Genomic DNA, 20,192 nt, shown 5'->3' on the forward strand with positions numbered 1-20,192 from the left:
GGCTGGGCGGGCGCCTGCGCTGCGGCCGGGTTGGCGCTCGTCTCAGGGGGCAGGGCGTCGAGCCATGCCTTGGCCGAGTGGGCGCGGATGCCCAGCTCGGCCATCAGCTCCACGACGTCGGCGTCGGGCGGGCTGGAGGCCAGCAGCTGGCGCGTACGGCGCTGAAGGCCGTGCAGGTCGCCGACCACCAGCCAGCCGTCCTGGAGGCGGCGGTCGGGCATGAGCGTCACGAGCACGCGCCAGAGCGGGGTGCGCAGCGACGGGACGGTGACCGGATGGGCCGGGTCGGCGCCGATGAGCTGGTCCTCGGTGGCCGCCGCGCCGAGCCACTCGGTCAGCCGGAACATGTGGCCGGTGACGGGCGCCGACTCGGAGGAACGCAGCCAGTGCAGGACCCGTTCCTCCGCCGTGCGCTGGGCCTGCGAGAGCGCGTCCCTGTCCACCAGCAGCTTGTGGGCGAGCGTACGCAGGCTGACCGGGTCCTCGGCGAACAGCCGGTGCACGGCCACCGCCAACTCCAGCTTGTCGAGGCTGCGGAACAGGCTGTCCACGACCCGCACCATCGCGTGGTCGGTGTCGGAGGGCGCCGCGCCGGGGACGGCGGGCGTCGAGCCGGTGTGCGGGCCGGAGCCGGGGACGGCGGGCGTCGAGCCGGTGTGCGGGCCGGAGCCGGGGACGGCGGGCATCGAGCCTGTTTGGGGACCCGAGCCGGGCATGCCGGGCAGCGACCCGGTGTCCTGGCGTCCGGGCGCCGGGCCTCCGGGGCGTTGCGGGAGGCGTTCGGACTGCCCGGAGGCCGGGCGCTGGGGCAGGCCCTCGCCCGCCGGGCCCTGGCGCGGGCCGCCGCTCTGGGGCTGGGCGGGGAGCGACCCCGTCTGGCGGCCGTCCGGTTGTGCGGCGAAGGCGCCGCTCTGCGGGCCGGACCCGCGTTCGGGCGGCTGAGCGGCGAAGGAACCCGTGTGGCGATCCCGGCCGCCCTCCGGCTGCGCGGGGAACGAACCCGTCTGACGGCCCTCCGACGGCGGGACTCCCGCCCCTGGCCGGTGGCCTTCCGGCGGGGCCGGCAGCGGGCCGTCCGATTGAGCGGCGAAGGCGCCGCTCTGCGGGCCGGATGCGCGTTCGGGCGGTTGCGCGGCGAAGGTACCCGTTTGCGGCTGCGAGAGCCCCTCGGCCGGGCTCGCGAACGGCCCAGTGGACGGCGCAGTGGACGGCGCAGTGGATGGGCCGGTGGACGGGCCGGTGGACGGGCCGGTGGACGGGCCGGTGGACGGCGGCTGTGCGCCGGCGTCCGGTTTGGCGGGGCTCTGGGCGACGAACATGCCGGTCTGCGGGGGCGCGGAGGGAGCGGCGCCCTCGTGCGGAGCGGGCTGCCCGGCGGCGCCCTGCGAACCCGCGGCCTGCGGCGCCCCAGCCTGGCCGGTTTGGCCGGGTTGACCGGTTGGGCCAGGTTGACCGGGCTGGCCGGGAGGGCCTGACCGGGCTGCCGCGGCTTGCGGCGCGCCCGGCTGGGCTCCGGCGGGTTGCGGTGTGCCGGGCTGCGCCCCTCCGGGTTGGGGGGCGCCGGACTGTGCGGCTGCGGGCTGCGGCGCCCCCGGCTGGACCGGCGCTTGCGGTGCCCCCGGCTGGACGGGCCCAGGCTGCGGTGCGCCCGGCTGGACGGGCGCGGGTTGCGGGCCGCCGGGTTGGGCGGCCGCGGGTTGCGGTGCGCCGGGCTGGGCGGGTGCGGGTTGCCCGGTGCCGGGCTGGGACTGCGGTGCGCCCTCCGGCTGGGCGGGGAAGGAGCCGGTGCTTCTGGACGACAGACCGGTCGCCGCGCCGACATGGAGCGGGCGGGTGACCTCCGGATGGCTCCCCCGCGCCGCGGGCACCGGCTCGCGCTGGGCCGGGATGCGGCCGAGGATCTCGCGGAAGACGGACCCGACCACCACTTCGGGCGTGGCCGACGGGGTGGACAGGTCGCTGGGGGACAGGCGGCGCAGCCGCTGCCAGCCGCCGAGCCCGGTGATCGCCGTACGGGTGGCCTCGGGCCAGCCGGGCAGCGACGGGTCGATGTGGTGCACCGTCAGCGCGGGCAGCAGGTCGCACAGCGGCAGGTGGTCCCAGCGGGAGGTCGCCAGCCGGGCCAGCCGCTCGCAGATCCAGTCGAGACCCGCCGTGCCGAGCGCCTTAGACAGCGCCAGGGAGGACCACCACCCGGCGGGCAGGCGCGGGTCGCCGAGCGCCTCGGCCACCTGCTGCGGACGGCTCCAGCGCAGCGCAGGGACTAGGTCGCTCAGGCAGATCGATGACTCGACATCCATCGGCGGACCTTATCCTCCCCAGTGAGCCGCATGGTGCTGCCCGTAATGATGTGGCTAATGGTGCAGCCTACGCGGCAAGCTATCAATCAGTGTGAATAGGGTAAAGGCGGTGCAGATCCAAACCGTACCGTGGCCGACCGCCCACGTGGGCCACACACTCGGCCCCCGCGCGGCAACCGGCCTCCAGCGCGGCCCCTTCCGCCGCACCGTCTAAAGTCGCCGCGAGGAACCCCGCGGCGAACGCGTCACCTGCCCCGGTCGAGTCGACGACTTCGGTGGGCACGCCCGCCGCCGTCGCGACCACTGCACCGTCGACGGCGGCCAGCGCTCCCTCCGCTCCCAGTTTCACGACCGCTGTGCCGTACGTCTCACTCAAGAGTACGGCGGCACGCTCCGCTGTTGGGGCGCCACTGAGAATCAGGGCCTCGTCAAGATTCGGGATGATCAGGCCGGCCGCGGCGGTTTCCCGGATGAACCGTTCCACGCCGAACTCGCGCAGCGGTCCCGTGGAGGCCGGGTCGACGCTGATCGCGACGCCTCTGGCCGCCGCCTCCGCCATGGCGCGCCTGGCCAGCCGGAGCCCGCCTTCTGCGAAGAGGATGTACCCCGACACATGGAGCCGGCCGACGCCGTCGAGCAGGGCGGGGTCCCAGTCGGCGTCGGAGATCAGGCCGCCGGCGCCGCGGTTGGTGAGCATCGAGCGTTCACCGCTCTTGTCCACCATCGCGATCACGACGGCGGTCGGGTGCTCGGGGTCTACGGAGAAGTGGGGGCGTACGCCCGTATTGAGCAGTTCGGTCGTGTGCCATTCGCTGCTGTCGTAGCCCAGCTTGGCCAGCAGTCGCACGTCGGCGCCCAGGCAGGCGGCCCAGGCGGCGGTGTTCGCGCCGGAACCGCCGGGCCGCAGCACGATGTCGGCGGCCGTGTCGCTGCCGGTCATGACCGGCGAACCGTGCAACGCCACCACATCGGTGACGACGTCGCCGATGACCAGGAGAGCCTCGCCCGTCACGGTTGTGCCCAGGCGAGGGCGATCCGGGCGGCGAGCGCGGTGTTTCCTCGTACGGCGGCCAGGTTGGCCTCGAGGGAGGCGCCGCCGGTGCCGTCCACGAGATAACCGAGCAGGAACGGGGTGATGGCCTGCCCCTTGACGCCGTCGCGCTCGGCCGCGGCCAGCGCCTCGGCCAGCACGCGGTCGTGCAGCGCGGGGTCGAGTTGCTGGTCCTCGGGCACGGGGTTGGCCACGATGAACGCGCTCTCCTGGCCGCCGAGCGCGTCCTGGCCGCGCATGACGGCCGCGGCCTCGCCGGGCGACTCGATGCGCCAGTCGATCGGCTGGCCGGAGGAGTGCAGGTAGAAGCCGGGGAAGGTGTCCGTACGGTAGCCGGCCACCGTCACGCCCCTGGTCTCCAGGCGCTGCAGCGTCGCGGGCACGTCGAGGATCGACTTGACGCCCGCGCAGACGACCGTGATGCGCGTACGGGCGAGTGTGTCGAGGTCGGCGGACTCGTCCTGGTCGTCCGTCCATCCCCGGTGCACGCCGCCCAGGCCGCCGGTGGCGAAGACGCGGATGCCGGCGCGGGCGGCGAGGAACGACGTGGCCGACACCGTGGTGGCGCCGCTCGCCTTCAGCGCCGCCGCCAAGGGCAGGTCGCGTTGCCCCAGCTTGCGCAGGCCCGACTCCGTCGCTATACGCTCCAGCTCCACCTCGTTCAGCCCGATGCGCGGCACGCCGTCGAGCACGGCGATCGTGGCGGGCACGGCGCCCGCGGCGCGGACGATTCCCTCCAGCTCCCGGGCCACCTCGAGGTTGCGCGGTTGCGGCAGCCCGTGGGAGATGATCGTGGACTCCAGCGCCACGACCGGTGCGCCGCCGGCCATGGCCTCGACGACCTCGTCGGAAGGCTGGAGAACGGAGTCGGTGGCGCTGCGCATGGTGAGTTTCGTGCTCCCTGAGTGATCCTGCCCGGCATACCCTGAACGGGGTACTTTACGGTATTTGTTCCAAGCCGGGCGCGACGCTGAAGCCGTCCCACCTGAGGATCACACGAGGAGCGCCGTTCCGGCCAGTGAGACGGCGGTGATGACGGCCGTGGCGATGCCGCCGAGCAGCACGATCCGTCCGCCTTTGAGTAGTTTTCGCAGATCGATGCCGGTGCCCAGGCCGAACAGGGCGGCCGCCATCAGCACGCCGGTGACCTGCGGGATCGTGTCCGTCACCGCCGCGGGCACCTGCCCGGTGCTGCGCAGGGCGACCATCGCCAGGAACGCCACCACGAACAGCGGCACGACCGGCGGGCGGGACCCCGCGTCCCGGGTACGGCCGGAGAACAGGGCCACCATCGGGGCGAGGAGCAGGACGCGGCCCAGCTTGACCGTCACGGCCGTGGCGAGCACTCCCGAGGCGGCGCCGATGGCGGCCACCTGGGCGACCTCGTGCACGGCCGCCCCCGTCCACACCGCGAGCTGCGCGGACGACAGGCCCATGACGGAGGCCAGCAAAGGGATCGCGGCGATGGCGGCGGTGCCGTACAGGACGACGACGCCGAGCGCGCCGGCGGCGTCGTCATCGTCGGAGGCGTCCGTGCTCTCGTGCATGGCGGCGATCGCGGCGGCGCCGCAGATGGACACGCCGGTGGCGACGAGGAGCGACGCGCCGCGCGTGAGGCCGAGCCTGCGGCCGGCGAGCGGCGTCACCGCGAACGTCACCCCGGTCGCCACGGCCACCACGGCGAGCGTCTGCCAGCCGAGCGCCAGCACCTGGGGGAGGGCGATCTGCAGGCCCAGCAGGGCGACCGCGACCCGGAGCACCCGCCTGGAGACGAACGCGAGGCCCGGCTTCAACCGCTCACCGACCCCGGCCACGTTGGCCAGCGCCGCGCCGGCGACCACCGCCACCACCGCGGGGCTGAGCGCCGGCACGACCCGGTTGACGGCCAGCGCGAACACCACCGCGAGGGCGGCCACGGCGACACCCGGCAAGATCGCCACGGCTGCCGCCGCGGGTGAGGTGCATGATCTCAGTCTTCTGAGCGCGTGAGGGGGCCGGTAGGCGCGACCTGCCTGTGAACCCATAGCCTGAAGCTATGAGCGCGCTGCCCGATCTTGACTCCCTGAAGCTGCTGGTGGACGTCGGCGTGCTCGGCAGCCTCGGGCAGGCGGCCAAGGCGGCGGGCATCGCCCAGCCGTCGGCCAGCAAGCGCGTCGCCCACCTCGAACGCCGGCTCGGGCTCCCCCTGGTCGAGCGCACACCGCGCGGGTCCACGCTCACCGCCGAGGGCAGGATGGTGGCGGGCTGGGCCGCCCAGGTGCTCGCCGCGGCCGAGGAGCTGATGCGCGCCGTCCAGGCCGTACGGCACGCGGAGGCGGCGCACCTGCGGGTGGCCTCCAGCATGACCGTGGCCGAGTACCTCGTGCCCAGGTGGCTCGGCGAGCTGCAGAACCGGGAGCCGGACGTGCCGGTCGGGCTCGACGTGGTCAACTCCGCCGACGTCGCGGCACGGGTGCTGGCCGAGGACGTGGAGCTGGGGTTCGTCGAGGGGCCGAGCGTGCCGGAAGGGCTGGACAGCCGGGTCGTGGGGACCGACAGGCTGGTGGTCGTGGTGGCGCCCGGCCATCCGTGGGCGCGGCGCCGTACGGTCCTGCGGGGCGCGGAACTGGCCGCGACGCCGCTGGTGGTGCGGGAGCCGGGGTCGGGGACGCGGGAGACGCTGGACCTGGCGTTCAAGGGCCTGCACCAGGCCAGCCCGCGGCTGGAGCTGGGGTCGAACGCGGCGGTCAAAGGGGCCGCGCAGGCGGGGGCGGCGCCGGCGGTGCTCAGCGGGTACGCGGTGGAGGCCGACGTGGCGACCGGGCGGCTGGTCGAGGTGCCCCTGGCCGGGGTGAACCTGGTCAGGAGCCTGCGCGCGGTGTGGCGTCGCGGCCGGCCCCTCACCGGTCCCGCCGCGAACCTGCTCGCCATCGCCAGCCGTCCCTGACCGTTCCGGGCGTTGACGGATGGTGTGGTTTGGACCTTATGGTGCGTGGATGGGTGCTTATGACGTGATCGTGGCCGGGGGCGGGCACAACGGGCTGGTCGCCGCGGCGTACCTGGCCCGGGCGGGACGCCGGGTGCTCGTCCTTGAGCGGTACGGTCACGTGGGCGGCCTGGCGATCTCCACCCGCGCCTTCCCCGGCGTCGACGTGCGCCTGTCGCGCTACTCCTACCTCGTCAGCCTCCTGCCCCGCGAGATCGTCCGCGACCTGGGGCTCGATCTGGAGCTGCGGGGACGCCGCTACGCCTCGTACACGCCCAAAAGCGGCACCGGCCTGCTCGTCGACAACGATGACCCCGCGCGTACGGCGGCCTCCTTCCGCGAGGTCGCCGGCGGCGAGTCCGACCACGAGGCCTGGCAGGCCTTCTACGGCATGACCGCGCGCGTCGCCCGCGTCCTCGCCCCCACCCTGCTCGAACCCCTGCGCGCGCCGGCCGAGATCGAGCGGCTCGTGGGCGCGGAGGCCTGGCGCGACCTGTTCGCCCGGCCGATCGGCGAGAGCGTGGACGAACGTTTCGCCGACGACACCGTGCGCGGCGTCGTGCTCACCGACGCGCTCATCGGCACGTTCGCCGACACCGCCACCGACCTGTCGGCCAACCGCTGCTTCCTCTACCACGTCATCGGCGACGGAACCGGCGACTGGAACGTCCCCGTCGGCGGCATGGGCGCGGTCTCGCAGGCGCTGGAGACGGCGGCCAGGCGGGCCGGCGCCGAGATCATGACCGGCGCGGAGATCACGGGCATCTCGCCGACCGGTGAGGTCACGTTCGTGACGGAGGACGGCGAGCACACGGTGAACGGCGGGCACGTGCTGGTCAACCTGCCGCCCGCGGTGCTCGACCGGCTGATGGGCCGGCCGGCGACGGCGCCCGAAGGGGCGCAGCTGAAGGTCAACATGGTGTTGTCGCGGCTGCCCCGGCTGAAGGATCCGCGGGTGGACCCGCGGGCCGCCTTCAGCGGGACGTTCCACATCAACGAGGGGCGAGAGCAGCTCGCGAGGGCGTACGCGCAGGCGGCGCGTGGGGAGATCCCCGAACTGCCGCCCGCCGAGGTCTACTGCCACTCCCTGACCGATCCGTCCATCCTCGGCCCCGAGCTGCGGGGGAGAGCCGAGACGATGACGTTGTTCGGGCTGCACATGCCCGCCCGGCTCTTCCGGGAAAATCCGGATCAGGCCCGGAAACAGGCGCTGGAGGCCACCTTCGCCTCCGTCAACGCCGTCCTGGCCGAACCCCTCGAAGACTGCCTGCTCAAGGCCCCCGACGGCAGCCCGTGCGTCGAGGCCAAGACCCCCGTCGACCTCGAACAGGACGCGGGGCTCCCCGGCGGCCACATCTTCCACACCGACCTGAGCTGGCCGTACGCGGAGGAGGGCGGCTGGGGCGTTGCGACCGAGCACGAACGCGTGCTCATGTGCGGCGCGAGCGCCCGCAGGGGCGGGGGCGTGAGCGGGATCGGCGGGCACAACGCCGCCATGGCCCTGCTCGGCCGCTGACCGTCACCGGCCATCACCGCACCGGCCATCACCGACCATCGCTGACCGCCACTGACGGCCGCTGACCGCACTGGTCGTCGCCGGGCGCCGCTAACCGTCCGAGACCAGCCTGCCGGCCACCTCCAGCGCCACCGCCATCCGCTCCGCCTCCGGCACGTCCGCGTCGGCCAGGAAGGGCACGTTGCCCGCGATCACCGCGAGCACCGCGAGCCGGGCCTCGAACCGCCGCACCGGGCTCGCCTCCGGCTCCACCAGCAGGGCGAGCATGCTGAGCACGCCCTGCTGCATGCGCTCGCCGGCCGGCACCTCGCGCATCACCCCCTGGTTCACCTGCGCGAACCGGAGCAGTGGTCGCCACTGATCCGCCAGCAGCTCGGCGATGCGCCGCAGGATCTCCTTCTTCGACTCGGGGGTCATGGGCTGCCGCCTGGCCCAGGAGACCAGCTCGTCGATCGAGTCGACCAGCCGGTCGACGACGCCGACCAGGATCGCCTCCTTGGTGCGGAAGTGGTAGTAGAGCGCGGGCCTGGTGATCCGCAGCCGCTCCGCGACCTCCTGGAGCGTGGTCTTGTCGTATCCCCGCTCGGCGAACAACTCCAGCGCCACCTGCTGGATCCGCTCTTTCGTGTCCGTCCGCCGTCCCGCCATGCCGCTCCTCTCGCTTGACCGCCGGCCGCCCCATTGCTTACTTTCTTGTAAGTAAACAATGTGGCCTGACTCGTTGGGAGCACACTATGGCCGAGAACTTCCCTCTCCCGCGCACCTGCCCGTATGCGCCCCCACCCGCCTACGCCCGCATGCGCGAGCAGGCCCCGCTCGTGCGCGCCACGCTGCCCGGCGGCGAGGCCTGGCTGGTCACGCGGCACGCCGAGGCCCGGCAGGTCCTCTCGGGCGCGGGCATCAGCACCAACCCGGCCGCCCCCGGCCACCCGAGCGGCGCGCTGAGCGCGGAACCTCCGACTCCCGAGCGGGACGCGTTCATGGAGGAGTTCGCCGTCGGCCACTTCATCGACCTGGACCCGCCAGAACACGGCAGGTTCCGGCGGCTGCTCATCCCGGAGTTCACCGTGAAGCGGATGAGGGAGCTGCGGCCCGGCATCCAGCAGATCGCCGACGAGCTCATCGACGACATGCTCGCCAAAGGGCCGGAGGCCGAGCTCGTCGAGGCGTTCGGGCTGGCGCTGCCCTCGCTGGTCATCTGCCGGCTGCTCGGGGTCCCGTACGCCGAGCACGAGTTCTTCGAGTCACGGACCCGCACGATGGTCTCGGCCGCCGACCCCGGAACGCGTCACGCCGCGGTGATGGAGATCAGGGGGTTCCTCGACGCGCTGGTGACCAAGGCGGAGGCCGACCCCCGCGACGACCTGCTCGGCCGGCTGGTCGGCGGTGGGGAGCTCACCCACGGCGAGATCGTGGGCGTGATGTTCCTGCTGCTCGTCGCCGGGCACGAGACCACCGCCAACATGATCCCCCTGGCCGCGCTCACGCTCATGGATCATCCCGCCCAGCTCGCCGCGCTGCGCGCGGACCCCGGCCTGTGGCCCATGGCCGTCGAGGAGCTGCTGCGCTACCACTCGATCGCGGACTGGGTCGCGTTCGACCGCGTGGCCACCGAGGACCAGCACATCGGCGGGCAGCTCGTCAGGAAGGGCGAGGGCATCTTCGTGCTCGGCGCCTCCGCCAACCGGGATGAGCGTGCCTTCGACCGGCCGGACGAGTTCGACATCGGCCGTTCGGCCCGCCACCACGTGGCCTTCGGCTACGGGGTGCACCAGTGCCTCGGCCAGAACCTGGCCAGGGCCGAGCTGGAGATCGCGCTGCGCACGTTGTTCGAGCGCCTGCCCGGGCTGCGGGTCGCGGTGCCCGCCGAGGACGTGCCCATCAAGCACGAAAGCCCCATCTTCGGGCTCAAGACGCTGCCCGTGGCGTGGTGATCCTCGGAAAAGAGACAAGGGCGTTCATCACCTTTTCATGATGAACCTCTAGCGTTTGTAGCATGAGTGAGCCCGCACGGTTGCTGGTGGTGGACGACGAGCCCGCGTTGCGCGAGGCGCTGCAGTCGAGCCTGGAGTTCGAGGGCTACAAGGTCGCCACGGCCGGCGACGGGCACGCCGCGCTGGAGGCCCTGGCGAGCGACTCGTTCGACGGGGTGCTGCTCGACGTCATGATGCCGCGCCTCGACGGGCTGACCGCGTGCCGCCGGCTGCGGGCGTCCGGCAACCACATACCCGTCCTCATGCTGACCGCCCGCGACGCGGTCGGCGACCGGGTCTCCGGGCTCGACGCGGGAGCCGACGACTACCTCGTCAAGCCGTTCGAGCTGGATGAGCTGCTGGCCAGGGTGCGCGCGCTGCTGCGGCGCGGCGCTCTCAACGCCGGCCCCGCCGAGACCGGCGGCGTGCTCACCTACGACGACCTGCGCATGGAGCCGGCCACCCGGGAGGTCACGCGCGGCGAGCGCAGGCTCGACCTGACCAGGACCGAATACCTGCTGATGGAGCTGTTCCTCGCGCACCCGCGCCAGGTGCTGACGAGGGACCAGATCCTGAGCGAGGTGTGGGGATTCGACTTCGAGCCGACGTCCAACTCGCTCGACGTCTACGTGATGTACCTGCGGCGCAAGACCGAGGCCGGGGGTGAGCCGCGCGTGATCCACACGGTACGCGGCGTGGGATACGTACTGAGAGCGGCGCCGTGAGACGCGGGAGCCTGCGGTCCCGCCTCACCCTCCTCGTCACGGTGGCCGTGGCGCTGGCCATCACGGTGTGCGCGGGCATGTCGTGGTTCATCGTCCAGAACCAGCTGATCAAGCAGCTCGACCAGACCATCATGGACCCGGAGGAGTCAGGCGACAGGGACTTCCTCCTCCACCACTGCACCCCCGAGGGTTCGTCCGACGAGTACGCCGGCATGGCGATGCTGCTGCGCGCCGACGGCACCACGTGCTCGCTCGGCGCCCCCATCGTGTGGACGGAGGAGGATCTGACCCTGGCGGCCGACCGCCGCGAGCCGATCTGCCGTGACGGCGTGACCCGCGACGGAAAGCCGGTCCGCGTGGTGATCTCGAACTTCTCCCCCGGAACCGCCGTCCTGGAGGCGGCGCCGCTCTACCACACGAGGCGCACGCTGCGGAACACCGCGTTCGCGCTGGCGGCCGTCGCGGCCCTCGGCGTGTTCGGCGCCGCGTGGGCGGGCCTGGCCATCTCGCGCGCGGGCCTTCGCCCGGTCGGGGACCTCACCAAGGCGGTCGAGCACATCGCCCAGACCGAGGACCTCGGCACCCGCATCCCCGTCAAGGGCAACGACGAGATCGCCCGCCTCAGCTCGTCCTTCAACGCCATGACCGCGGCCCTGGCCGGATCCCGCGAGCGCCAGCAGCAGCTCGTCGCCGACGCCGGCCACGAGCTGCGCACCCCGCTCACCACCCTGCGCACCAACATCGACCTGCTGCTGCGCAGCGAGCAGACGGGCCGCAGCCTCGACCCGGGCGCCAAGGAACGCCTCCTGGTCAACGTGAAGGCGCAGTTCGCCGAGCTGTCCACGCTGGTCGGCGACCTGCTCCAGCTCGCCAGAGGCGACGCCGACCACGAGCCGCACGTCGAGCTGGCCTTCCACGAGGTGGTGACCGCCGCCGTGGAGCGCGCCCGGCTGCGCGGCGCCGAGGTCGTCACCGACCTCAGCCCGTGGTACGTCGTCGGCGCCGCCGCCTCCTTGGAACGTGCCGTGCTCAACCTCATCGACAACGCCGGCAAGTTCAGCCCCGGCGGGCAGGTCGAGGTGCGGCTGCGCGGCGGCCGGCTGACCGTGCGCGACCACGGCCCAGGACTGCCCGAGGAGGATCTGCCGTACGTGTTCGAGCGCTTCTGGCGCTCGCCCTCGGCGCGCGGGCTGCCCGGGTCGGGGCTGGGGCTGGCGATCGTGGCGCAGGCGGTCGCGGAGGCGGGAGGATCGGTACGCCTGGAGAACGCGCGAGGCGGCGGCGCGATCGCCACTATGGATCTGCCGGGAACTCCCGATCGACGGTCGGATACAAAACCATATAACGGGCGAAATGACGACCTGCAGAATACGTCCGGCTAACTTATTCGGAAAGGTCCGAATTTATGCCGCAAACAGCCCTCTGACCAGGGGAAACTTTCTTCGCTTCCATTTCGTCGGCGGCGCTCGGCGATGTACTCTCTTGGCAAAGAAACGGGACCGGAGATCCTTCACATCCCCGGTCCCTACCTCCAACGGTAGGGGAGATCGAGTTGAGCTACAAGGACGCGGCTGTCAAACTCGCTAACGAGTTGGCCACTGAGTTCGTCAACATTCGGGCGGATCGCATGGAATTGGGACAGCAGCTCACCGAGCGCGTCAACGGCGTGGGTTCCCGCGTCAAGATCCTCGACGGCAAGGTCACCACGCTCGACGCCAAGGTCGACACCCTCGACAGCAAGGTCGACGCCCTGGACGCGAGGGTGGGGTCGCTGGAGACCAAGGTCGACGCCCTGGACGCGAGGGTGGGGTCGCTGGAGACCAAGGTCGACGCCCTGGACGCGAGGGTGGGGTCGCTGGAGACCAAGGTCGACGCCCTGGACGCCAGGGTGGGGTCGCTGGAGACCAAGGTCGACGCCCTCGACGTCAAGGTCGATGCCTTGGATGTCAAGGTCGATGCCTTGGACGCCAAGGTCGACGCCAAGTTCGCGGAGACCGACCGCAGGCTCGACAGCCTGGAGAACAAGGTCGACAGTCTGGAGAGCAAGGTCGACGGGCTGCAAGGGACGCAGCTCGAGATGATGAACATCCTCGTCGCCATCCAGCGCAAGCTCGACGTCAACTGACCCCCTCCCGGAGGGCGGGCGCGCACGCGTTGCGGGCCCGCCCTTCCGCGTCCTCACCACCTCGGCGGGGCGTTGTGCCACGCGCCGGCTCCATGGACGTACACCTGCGGGCAGGCGTCGCCGCGTGGGCTTCGTGAGCCGGCGCGGCGCGCGGCCGCTCAGGACGTCGAAGGAATCAAGCTGGTCTCCCGATGCGGTTCCGGGCTTGACAACGATGTCAGGGACATCCTTGATGGTGCTATGGGCGCACCACTGATCGCCGCCCGCGGGATCGTGAAGAGCTACGGCCACGTGGAAGCGCTGCGTGGTGCGGACTTCACGGCGCGACCGGGCGAGGTGGTCGCGCTGATCGGCGACAACGGCGCGGGGAAGTCCACCCTGGCGAAAATCCTTTCAGGCGTCGAACGGCCCGACTCGGGCGCGATCGAGATCGACGGCCGCCCGGTGGCGTTCGGCTCGGTCGAGGAGGCCAGGGGCGCCGGCATCGAGACCGTCTACCAGGACCTCGCGCTCTGCGCCGAGCTCAGCCCGGCCGCCAACTACTTCCTCGGCAGGGAACGGCTCAGGCCCGGCCTGCTCGGCCTGCTGGGCGTGCTGGACAACGCCGCCATGCGACGCGAGACCCGGGAGGCGTGCGAGCGGCTCGGCGTACGGCTGAAGTCGGAGACCGCGCTGGTCTCGACGCTGTCGGGCGGGCAGCGGCAGGGGGTCGCGGTGGCCAGGGCCGTGGGATGGGCACGGCGGGCGGTGTTCATGGACGAGCCGACCGCGGCGCTCGGCGTGGTGCAGACGCGTCGGGTGCTCGACCTGATCAGGAACGTACGCGACTCGGGCGTGGCGGTCGTGCTCATCAGCCACAACATGCAGGACGTCATGGCGGTGTCGGACCGGGTGGAGGTGCTGCGGCTGGGCCGCAGGGTGGCCAGGTTCGACACCGCGCGCGTGTCGATGGAGGAACTGGTCGGCGCCATGACAGGCGCACTCGAACAGGACGAGCCCGACCAGAACGGATCCGACCAGGATGGATCCGACCGGGACGGACCCGACCAGGATGGATCCGACCAGAACGGACCCGACCAGGAGGCCGCGGCCGTGGAGGAAGACGAGCGATGAGGCACCTCCGGCTCGGCGCCCCGCAGGTCGTGTGGATCGGCCTGGTGCTGGCGGGGCTGGTGGTGGCGTTCTCGCTGCTCGCGCCGCGTACGTTCCCCACCTCGTTCAACCTGCTCAACCTGGTCAGCGACGCGGCCATCCTGCTGCTGCTCGCCGCCGGCATGACGTACGTGATCATCACGGCGGGCATCGACCTGTCGGTGGGCGGGGTGCTGGTGTTCTCGGCGGTGTCCGCGGCCAAAGTCATGGAGGCCACCGGGTCGCTGGTTCTGGGCACCGTGGCCGCCCTGGTCGCGGGGCTGGCTTGGGGAGTGCTGAACGGCGTGCTGGTCGCCATGGGGCGCATCCCGGCGCTCATCGTGACGCTCGGCACCCTCGGCATGTCGCTCGGCGGCGCGCTGCTGCTCACCGGCGGCGTCGACCTGCGTGCCCCGACCGAGCTGAACCTCGGGCTCGGCCTCGCCCGCTGGCTGGGCGTGCCGGTGATCGTGTGGATCTGCGCCGCCATCACCGTGGTCCTCGCGCTCATGCTCGCCCGCACCCGCTTCGGCCGCCACACGTACGCGATCGGCTCCAACGTGGAGGCCGCCCGGCGCGGCGGCGTGGCCGTGCGCGCGCACCTGGTCAAGGTGTACGGGCTCGCGGGCCTGCTGGCGGGCCTGGCCGGCTGCCTGTCGCTGGCCAAGTACGGCATCACCGGCGTGTCCGCGCACTCCACCGACAACCTCCAGGCCATCGCGGCCGTGGTGATCGGCGGGACGTCCCTGTTCGGAGGGGTCGGGACGGTGGCCGGCACGGTCATCGGCGTTTTCATCCCCGTCGTGTTGCAGAACGGCTTCCAGATTCTCGGGGTACGGCCGTTCTGGCAGCAGGTGGTGGTGGGCGCGGTGCTCGTCGCCGCCGTCTACGTCGACCAGTGGAGGCGCAGGACCCGCGACCATTAGGAGGAGGCACCACCATGCGCAGGATCACGGCGGTTCTCGCGGCGATGACGCTGGTCACCGCCTGCGGCGGGCAGGGAAGCGAGGCGGGCGGCGGCGAACAGACCCGGGTCACGCTCGTGCAGGGCCTGGCGGGGGAGGAGTTCTACGAGACGATGGCCTGCGGCGCGAAGGCCAAGGCCCAGGAGCTGGGTGTGGCGCTCGACGTGCAGGGACCGCAGAAATTCGACCCGACGTTGCAGACGCCGATCGTCAACTCCGTGACGGCGAGCGCGCCGGACGCCATGCTGATCGCGCCGACCGACGTCAAGGCGATGATCGCGCCGCTGACCCAGGCCAAGCAGCAGGGCATCAAGATCATCCTGGTGGACACGGTGGTCGAGGACGAGAGCATCGGGCTGTCCAGGATCAGCACCGACAACGTCAAGGGCGGTGCGGCGGCGGCCCAGGCGCTCGCGGAGCAGATCGGCGGCAAGGGCAAGGTGCTGGTCATCTCCACCGACCCTGGTGTCAGCACCGTGGACGCGCGCATCAAGGGCTTCGAGGAGGAGATCAAGGCGAACCATCCGGACATCGCCCATCTCGGTGTGCAATATTCGCACAACGACGTCGGTGAGGCGTCCAGGATCGTCAACGCGGCGCTGGCCAAGGATCCCGACCTCGCCGGGGTGTTCGCGGCGAACCTCAACTCGGCCACCGGCGCCGGCTCGGCCCTGCGTCAGGCGGGCAAGCTGGGCGAGGTCAAGATGGTGGGCTTCGACGCGGGCCCCGCGCAGGTCAAGCAGCTCAAGGACGGCGTGGTCCAGGCTCTGGTCGCGCAGTTGCCCGGCGACATCGGCGCCAAGGGCGTCGAGCAGGCGGTCGCCGCGGTGAAGGGGCAGCAGGTCACGGCGTCGATCCCGACGGACGCCACGATCGTCACGGAGGAGAACGTCGACGAGCCGGAGGTGGAGAAGATCCTCTATCGGGCGGGGTGCTGATCGTGCCCGGGGTTGAGGGCATTCGGCGAAAAGCCGTTATCGATGGGTCGACACGGCCATCCAGTTCGGCACCGCCCTGGGGGTCGCGGCCGTGGGTGCGATCTTCTTCTCTTTCACTGTAGACGAGTTCTCCTCAGCGACGGCCACCGCTTTGTGGTTCAACGTCGCTGTCCTCGGCGCTGCCGCCCTGGCCGGCCCGCTGCTGCCCGGCGCCGGTACGCGGGAGCCCGATGCGGTGGCCCGATAGCCTCCGAGGGACAGTGATGAGGGTCGTTTCCGTGGTCGGTATCGGCGGATAGGCGATGAGGGCGCCGACGATCCCGCGGTCGCGAGGCTCGACCACCAGCACGAGCGCGGCATGCAGATACGCCTGCAAGGGATCGTCGAAGTGGCGGGCGAACCGCTCGGCCAGATCAATCACGTTGTCGTGATGGCGGGTGTCCCACTCGCCGCTGTCAGCCCTCACGTCGGCGACGCCGCGCTTTCCCTGTGCCCCCGTCTCCCGCTCTACCAAGCCGCTATGTGTCACCGACGTCCCACGCCATTCCCCGGTTCCTCAACCCCGGTGCCGGGCTCAGGCCGGCAGGGCGGCGAGCAGGAAGGCGAGCCGGGCGGCGGCGGACTCGACGTCCTCGGAGGTGCCGAGGCGGTAGCCCCACGAGGTGAGGAACGCGCCCTCGTCGGAGCAGGTCACGGTCTCCGTGAGGGTGGCCGAGAAGCGGTTGCGGATCGACACGTAGGCAGGGTCGCTGGCCAGGGCGAGTATCTGCACCGACAGGTCCGCGTGACGACCCGCGTGCCACGCGAACCGCTCGAGGCAGAGCGCGGTATCAAGCATCATGCGTCACCTCCGCAACGTCTCGCGACAGAATTGCACGATCTTGGGGCGGAGGGCAAGCAATTGCTGCGTTTAAAATGCGGTTTGTTGCCGGTAATCGTGAAGAACCCTGATGATGACTTCCCGTCCGGACTCTTCGAATTCGGCCACCTTCGCGAAGTCGTCGAACGCCCGGACGTAGAAGGCGATGTCGTCGGGGTCGCGCAGGACGAGGTCCTTCGTCATGGTGGCCACGCCGACCATGGAGTCGTTGTAGATCCAGAACCCGTTGACCGGGTTGGACGGGAACTCGGCGTCGAACGGGATCACGCCGAACTCGACATTGGGCAGGGTGCTGACGGCCAGCAGGCGGTCGAGCTGGCCGCGCATCACCTCGGGCGGCGCCAGGAGGGTGCGCAGCGTGGACTCCGAGACCACGAACCGGAACGTGCGCGTGCGGTCGTAGAGGATCTCCTGGCGCTGCATGCGTACGCGTACGGCCGCGTCGATCTGGTCGGCGGCGCTGTAGAGGCGCCTGACCTTGCGGAACACGTGCCGGGCGTATTCGGAGGTCTGCAGCAGGCCCACGACGATGCCGGGCTCGAACACCCGGAACAGCTTGGTGCGCGCCTCCAGGTCGCGGACGTCCTCCTGGAGGGCCGCCAGTCCGCTGCGGTGGCGCTGCTTCCAGTCGTCGTGCCGTTCGACCAGCGCGATCGCCTGCCGGATCAGCTCGTCGGTCGTGCTGGGCGAAGCGCGCACGGCCTGGGCCCACACGACCACGTCGTCCTCGGTGGCGGTCTGCCTGGCGTTCTCCAGGCGCGAGACCTTGGAAGGCTGCCAGCGGAGCTGCTCGGCCAGCTCCTTGCCGGACAGCCGCGCGGTCTCGCGCAGCTGGCGTAATTGGCTGCCGAGGTCGATGCGCGCCTGCTGAAAGGACGTCACGCCGCAAGAGGCTAGCCCTGCTTGTGCCGATCATGCCAGTGCGGTGCGCAATTGTGATCAAGCGGTAGCCGTGGGTGTTCCTCCGCAGGTGGGGAAAGCGGTTGCCGACCCGTCGGGCAGGACCCTGCGGGCGATTTCGGTGATGAGCTCGCGGGGCACCTCGACGGCGGTCTCGCCGTCGAGCACGTCTCGGAGGTCGGCGAGCGCCTCCATGTCGGTGACCTGGAGGCCCTGGACGACGATGGTGCCGCGGTCGGTCTCGTACAGGGTGGGACAGGCGCCCGCCTCCGACGTGGACCCAAGGAACCGCATACGCATGACGATCCTTCCCCGATAACTGATGCAATTGCGCGCAATTGTATGGCTCGGGGGCGGATATGTGATCGTTTCTCCGAAAATCGTGATATCCGGTCAGTTGAGCGAGCCGTGCATGAACTCCTGGGCCCGTTCGAACAGACCGAGCGTCGTCGCGTGCAGCAGGTCGCCGATGTCCCTGGGCGCCTTCCCGGCGAACGCCCGCGCGTGCGTGCCCTCCAGCACGATGCCGAGCTTGAAGCAGGCCATGACGGCGTACCAGTCGATGGCCGACAGGTCGCGCTCGGACAGCGCCGCGTAGTAGGCGATGATCTCGCGCGGCCCGGGCAGCCCCGGCACGTGGTCGTTGCTCACCGGCCACGTCGCCAGCAGCCAGCCGAGGTCGACCAGCGGGTCGCCGATCGTGCACATCTCCCAGTCGACGATGGCGGCCACCCGGGGGCTGTCGGTGGCGAACATCAGGTTGGCGAAGTGGTAGTCGCCGTGCATGACGCCCGGGACGAACGTAGGGGGCAGGTTGCGGGTGAGCCAGCCGGCCGTCTCGCTCAACCCGGGGATGTCGGGGCCGGGGTAGCCGTCGAGCTCGCCGTACGAGTCGAGCTCCTTGAGCCAGCGCGGCACCTGCCGTTCGAGGAACCCCTCAGGCCGGCCGAAGCCCGGCAGCACCTCCGGATCGACCCGCCCCAGCTCCGCCAGCGCGGCGGCCGCCTCCAGCCCCATGCGGTGCCTGATCGCGGGGTCGGAGGCGTGCGGCTCCGGCAGCCCGACCGAGGGGTTGAACCCGTCGACCGGGTCCATCAGGTAGAACACCGGCTCCCGCGCGGTCTGTGCGGCCACCAGCGTGGGCGCGGGCACCGGGGTGTCGCGCAGCGCCGCCAGCACCCGGGCCTCACGGCGCAGCACCTCGTTGCTCCTGCGGCGGGCGTGCTGCGGCGGCCTGCGCAAGATGTACGGGCGGCCGCCGCGTTCGAGGCGGACCATGACGTTCTGCGTGCCGCCGGGGACCGGCGTCACCCCCGTGGTCGGGCCGGACGGCAGCCCCTGCTCGTCCATCCACGCGCCGAGCTCGTCGAGGTCGATGGCGCTGAGGTCGATGTGGGTGGAGGTCATGTGCCGCCCTTCGGCCAGAATGATGTTCTGGTGAGACCCTATTCAGGCCCCGGGAACAGGGTCAACCGAGCGCCTGCGTGAAGGGGAGGAACTGGCGTGAGCGGTCCCCGGGCAGGTCGCCGCCGCGCACCATGAACGCCACCTCCCACGGCTCACCCATGCCGTGCTCGCCCGCCCACCGGATCATGGACCCGTGCGCGAGGTCGAAGTCCATCCGCACCTCGCCGCCCGGGTCGAGCGCCAGGTCGCCGATCAGGGCGCGCGCCGTGCTCTCGTCGTCCGCCACGACCGGGCCGACCACGATGGTGTCGTCGTTGCGCCAGCACTGACCGAAACCGCGGCACTGACCGGAACCGCCGGGCGCCACCCTGACCCGCTCGCCGAAGGAGAACATCCGCCGCAGCGCCGCCGACCTGTCCATGCCGAACACCTCGGCGTCGAGGGCGAGGATGGCGTCGAGGTCGGCGACGGTGGCCGGGCGGGTCAGGCCCGAGGGCTCGCCCGCGAAGACGCCCGTGTGCTTGACCACGCGCCCGGTCGTGCGGAAGCCCAGTTCCTCGTAGAGTGGCCGCCCCTGCTCGGTGGCGTGCAGGAAGACGGTGCGCTCGCCCGCCCGGTCGAGCACGTGCCGCATGAGCGCGCGGCCGAGGCCCCGCCGGGCGTAGCGGGACGCGGTGAGCACCATGCTGATCACGGCGTGCGCGTCGCCGTAGAGGGTCAGGACGTTGCACGCGGCCAGGCCGTCGCCGTCGGGGGCGTCGATGCCGTACGGCTCGCCGATGTCGAACAGCAGGCGCCACTTGTGCGCCTCGGGCGGCCAGCCGCGGTCCTTGGCCAGGTGGATGCAGGAGTCGAGGTCGTCGATGGTGAGGCGGCGCATGATGCCCCATCCTTCTGCATGGGCGGGCACGATCTCAAAGGGTTTCTGCAGCAGGATGAAGGGATGGAGTGCGTTGTAGCGGTCGATCTTGGCGGCACCACCATGAAAGGCGGACTTGTCGCCCGCGACGGGACATGTCTGCATATCGAGCGGCGGCCCACCCCCCACACCGGAGGCCCCGGGCGGGTCGTCGAGGCCGTGTCCGCCTTCGTCAGCGACCTCGCCCGCCCCCGGCCAGGTGCTCGCCCGCTCGCGGTGGGGCTCGCGGTGCCCGGCCTCGTCACGGCGGAACGGGCCGTCTTCTCGGCCGCCTTCGGGTGGCGCGACGTGCCGGCGTCGTCGTTCACGGACGTGGACCTGCCCGTGGCGCTCGGGCACGACGTCCGCGCGGCAGGGGAGGCGGAACTGGCCTACGGGGCCGCCCTCCCCGTAGGCC

At 71.5% G+C, this 20,192-nt stretch carries 20 protein-coding genes and 1 pseudogene; 10 read left to right on the forward strand and 11 right to left on the reverse strand.

Going from position 1 to position 20,192, the window contains the following annotated elements; all coding sequences use genetic code 11:
* The 4 genes and pseudogenes from E1295_RS39015 to E1295_RS39030 all read right to left on the reverse strand — a co-directional run.
* Window positions 1–2,300, reverse strand: a pseudogene (locus tag E1295_RS39015) (hypothetical protein); the annotation flags it as partial.
* A gap of 82 nt (window positions 2,301–2,382) precedes the next feature.
* Window positions 2,383–3,240 (reverse strand): carbohydrate kinase family protein, encoded by an 858-nt coding sequence (locus E1295_RS39020; protein ID WP_246080870.1) that lies wholly within the window; start codon window positions 3,238–3,240, stop codon window positions 2,383–2,385.
* Between the two features lie 68 nt (window positions 3,241–3,308).
* Entirely contained in the window at window positions 3,309–4,235 is a 927-nt protein-coding gene (locus E1295_RS39025; protein ID WP_132638801.1) for a pseudouridine-5'-phosphate glycosidase, read from the reverse strand.
* 108 nt (window positions 4,236–4,343) lie between these two features.
* The gene (locus E1295_RS39030; RefSeq protein WP_220449111.1) at window positions 4,344–5,291 is read right to left on the reverse strand and encodes a YeiH family protein; all 948 of its coding nucleotides are present in this window, start codon (window positions 5,289–5,291) and stop codon (window positions 4,344–4,346) included.
* A 95-nt stretch (window positions 5,292–5,386) separates the two neighbouring features.
* On the opposite strand from E1295_RS39030, the gene E1295_RS39035 reads away from it, so the two are divergent.
* Complete coding sequence (locus E1295_RS39035; RefSeq protein WP_132638803.1) at window positions 5,387–6,277, forward strand: LysR family transcriptional regulator; 891 nt, start codon at window positions 5,387–5,389, stop codon at window positions 6,275–6,277.
* A 49-nt stretch (window positions 6,278–6,326) separates the two neighbouring features.
* Complete coding sequence (locus E1295_RS39040; RefSeq protein ID WP_132638805.1) at window positions 6,327–7,832, forward strand: phytoene desaturase family protein; 1,506 nt, start codon at window positions 6,327–6,329, stop codon at window positions 7,830–7,832.
* Window positions 7,833–7,922: 90 nt separating this feature from the next.
* Here E1295_RS39040 and E1295_RS39045 read toward each other — a convergent pair whose 3' ends face one another.
* The gene (locus E1295_RS39045; RefSeq protein WP_132638807.1) at window positions 7,923–8,480 is read right to left on the reverse strand and encodes a TetR/AcrR family transcriptional regulator; all 558 of its coding nucleotides are present in this window, start codon (window positions 8,478–8,480) and stop codon (window positions 7,923–7,925) included.
* An 86-nt stretch (window positions 8,481–8,566) separates the two neighbouring features.
* Here E1295_RS39045 and E1295_RS39050 point away from each other — a divergent pair, with 86 nt between their 5' ends.
* The 7 genes from E1295_RS39050 to E1295_RS39080 all read left to right on the forward strand — a co-directional run bounded on the left by E1295_RS39050 (window position 8,567) and on the right by E1295_RS39080 (window position 15,689).
* Complete coding sequence (locus E1295_RS39050; RefSeq protein WP_132638809.1) at window positions 8,567–9,766, forward strand: cytochrome P450; 1,200 nt, start codon at window positions 8,567–8,569, stop codon at window positions 9,764–9,766.
* Window positions 9,767–9,828: 62 nt separating this feature from the next.
* A complete protein-coding gene (locus E1295_RS39055; RefSeq protein WP_132638811.1) occupies window positions 9,829–10,530 on the forward strand; it encodes a response regulator transcription factor in 702 nt (233 codons plus the stop codon).
* Entirely contained in the window at window positions 10,527–11,912 is a 1,386-nt protein-coding gene (locus E1295_RS39060) for a HAMP domain-containing sensor histidine kinase (protein ID WP_246080872.1), read from the forward strand. The genes E1295_RS39055 and E1295_RS39060 overlap by 4 nt, the downstream gene beginning before the upstream one ends.
* Window positions 11,913–12,157: 245 nt before the next feature.
* Window positions 12,158–12,655 (forward strand): Synaptonemal complex 1, encoded by a 498-nt coding sequence (locus E1295_RS39065; RefSeq protein ID WP_132638813.1) that lies wholly within the window; start codon window positions 12,158–12,160, stop codon window positions 12,653–12,655.
* A gap of 240 nt (window positions 12,656–12,895) precedes the next feature.
* Window positions 12,896–13,768, forward strand: a complete 873-nt coding sequence (locus E1295_RS39070; protein WP_132638815.1) for an ATP-binding cassette domain-containing protein — start codon at window positions 12,896–12,898, stop codon at window positions 13,766–13,768.
* Window positions 13,765–14,712 carry an ABC transporter permease gene (locus E1295_RS39075; RefSeq protein ID WP_132638817.1) on the forward strand — a complete coding sequence of 316 codons (948 nt, stop codon included), beginning with the start codon at window positions 13,765–13,767 and terminating at the stop codon, window positions 14,710–14,712. The genes E1295_RS39070 and E1295_RS39075 overlap by 4 nt, the downstream gene beginning before the upstream one ends.
* Before the next feature lie 14 nt (window positions 14,713–14,726).
* The gene (locus E1295_RS39080) at window positions 14,727–15,689 is read left to right on the forward strand and encodes an ABC transporter substrate-binding protein (RefSeq protein WP_132638819.1); all 963 of its coding nucleotides are present in this window, start codon (window positions 14,727–14,729) and stop codon (window positions 15,687–15,689) included.
* 133 nt (window positions 15,690–15,822) lie between these two features.
* Here the strand turns inward: E1295_RS39080 and E1295_RS39085 are convergent, their stop codons facing one another.
* From E1295_RS39085 to E1295_RS39110, 6 genes are all read right to left on the reverse strand, one after another.
* Window positions 15,823–16,155, reverse strand: a complete 333-nt coding sequence (locus E1295_RS39085) for a hypothetical protein (protein ID WP_132638821.1) — start codon at window positions 16,153–16,155, stop codon at window positions 15,823–15,825.
* Between the two features lie 108 nt (window positions 16,156–16,263).
* A complete protein-coding gene (locus E1295_RS39090) occupies window positions 16,264–16,530 on the reverse strand; it encodes a hypothetical protein (protein ID WP_132638823.1) in 267 nt (88 codons plus the stop codon).
* A 69-nt stretch (window positions 16,531–16,599) separates the two neighbouring features.
* Window positions 16,600–17,451: a helix-turn-helix domain-containing protein gene (locus tag E1295_RS39095; protein WP_132638825.1), complete on the reverse strand. Its 852-nt coding sequence runs from the start codon at window positions 17,449–17,451 to the stop codon at window positions 16,600–16,602.
* A gap of 57 nt (window positions 17,452–17,508) precedes the next feature.
* Window positions 17,509–17,769 (reverse strand): hypothetical protein, encoded by a 261-nt coding sequence (locus E1295_RS39100; protein WP_132638827.1) that lies wholly within the window; start codon window positions 17,767–17,769, stop codon window positions 17,509–17,511.
* A 93-nt stretch (window positions 17,770–17,862) separates the two neighbouring features.
* Complete coding sequence (locus tag E1295_RS39105; protein WP_132638829.1) at window positions 17,863–18,876, reverse strand: phosphotransferase family protein; 1,014 nt, start codon at window positions 18,874–18,876, stop codon at window positions 17,863–17,865.
* A gap of 61 nt (window positions 18,877–18,937) precedes the next feature.
* Entirely contained in the window at window positions 18,938–19,756 is an 819-nt protein-coding gene (locus tag E1295_RS39110; protein ID WP_132638831.1) for a GNAT family N-acetyltransferase, read from the reverse strand.
* A 63-nt stretch (window positions 19,757–19,819) separates the two neighbouring features.
* On the opposite strand from E1295_RS39110, the gene E1295_RS39115 reads away from it, so the two are divergent.
* Window positions 19,820–20,192: ROK family protein (locus E1295_RS39115; RefSeq protein WP_166427636.1), on the forward strand; the 373-nt coding region annotated here is incomplete at its 3' end.

It is taken from the genome of Nonomuraea mesophila (genome assembly GCF_004352805.1).
Lineage (GTDB): Bacteria > Actinomycetota > Actinomycetes > Streptosporangiales > Streptosporangiaceae > Nonomuraea > Nonomuraea longispora.

What these genes read in the sequence shown, in the direction of transcription:
- E1295_RS39020 (WP_246080870.1), bottom strand. Translation starts at nt 3,240, where the DNA reads ATGACCGGCAGCGACACGGCCGCCGACATCGTGCTGCGGCCCGGCGGT.
- E1295_RS39025 (WP_132638801.1), bottom strand. Translation starts at nt 4,235, where the DNA reads ATGCGCAGCGCCACCGACTCCGTTCTCCAGCCTTCCGACGAGGTCGTC.
- E1295_RS39035 (WP_132638803.1), top strand. Translation starts at nt 5,387, where the DNA reads ATGAGCGCGCTGCCCGATCTTGACTCCCTGAAGCTGCTGGTGGACGTC.
- E1295_RS39040 (WP_132638805.1), top strand. Translation starts at nt 6,327, where the DNA reads ATGGGTGCTTATGACGTGATCGTGGCCGGGGGCGGGCACAACGGGCTG.
- E1295_RS39045 (WP_132638807.1), bottom strand. Translation starts at nt 8,480, where the DNA reads ATGGCGGGACGGCGGACGGACACGAAAGAGCGGATCCAGCAGGTGGCG.
- E1295_RS39050 (WP_132638809.1), top strand. Translation starts at nt 8,567, where the DNA reads ATGGCCGAGAACTTCCCTCTCCCGCGCACCTGCCCGTATGCGCCCCCA.
- E1295_RS39055 (WP_132638811.1), top strand. Translation starts at nt 9,829, where the DNA reads ATGAGTGAGCCCGCACGGTTGCTGGTGGTGGACGACGAGCCCGCGTTG.
- E1295_RS39065 (WP_132638813.1), top strand. Translation starts at nt 12,158, where the DNA reads ATGGAATTGGGACAGCAGCTCACCGAGCGCGTCAACGGCGTGGGTTCC.
- E1295_RS39070 (WP_132638815.1), top strand. Translation starts at nt 12,896, where the DNA reads ATGGGCGCACCACTGATCGCCGCCCGCGGGATCGTGAAGAGCTACGGC.
- E1295_RS39075 (WP_132638817.1), top strand. Translation starts at nt 13,765, where the DNA reads ATGAGGCACCTCCGGCTCGGCGCCCCGCAGGTCGTGTGGATCGGCCTG.
- E1295_RS39080 (WP_132638819.1), top strand. Translation starts at nt 14,727, where the DNA reads ATGCGCAGGATCACGGCGGTTCTCGCGGCGATGACGCTGGTCACCGCC.
- E1295_RS39090 (WP_132638823.1), bottom strand. Translation starts at nt 16,530, where the DNA reads ATGATGCTTGATACCGCGCTCTGCCTCGAGCGGTTCGCGTGGCACGCG.
- E1295_RS39100 (WP_132638827.1), bottom strand. Translation starts at nt 17,769, where the DNA reads ATGCGTATGCGGTTCCTTGGGTCCACGTCGGAGGCGGGCGCCTGTCCC.
- E1295_RS39105 (WP_132638829.1), bottom strand. Translation starts at nt 18,876, where the DNA reads ATGACCTCCACCCACATCGACCTCAGCGCCATCGACCTCGACGAGCTC.
- E1295_RS39110 (WP_132638831.1), bottom strand. Translation starts at nt 19,756, where the DNA reads ATGCGCCGCCTCACCATCGACGACCTCGACTCCTGCATCCACCTGGCC.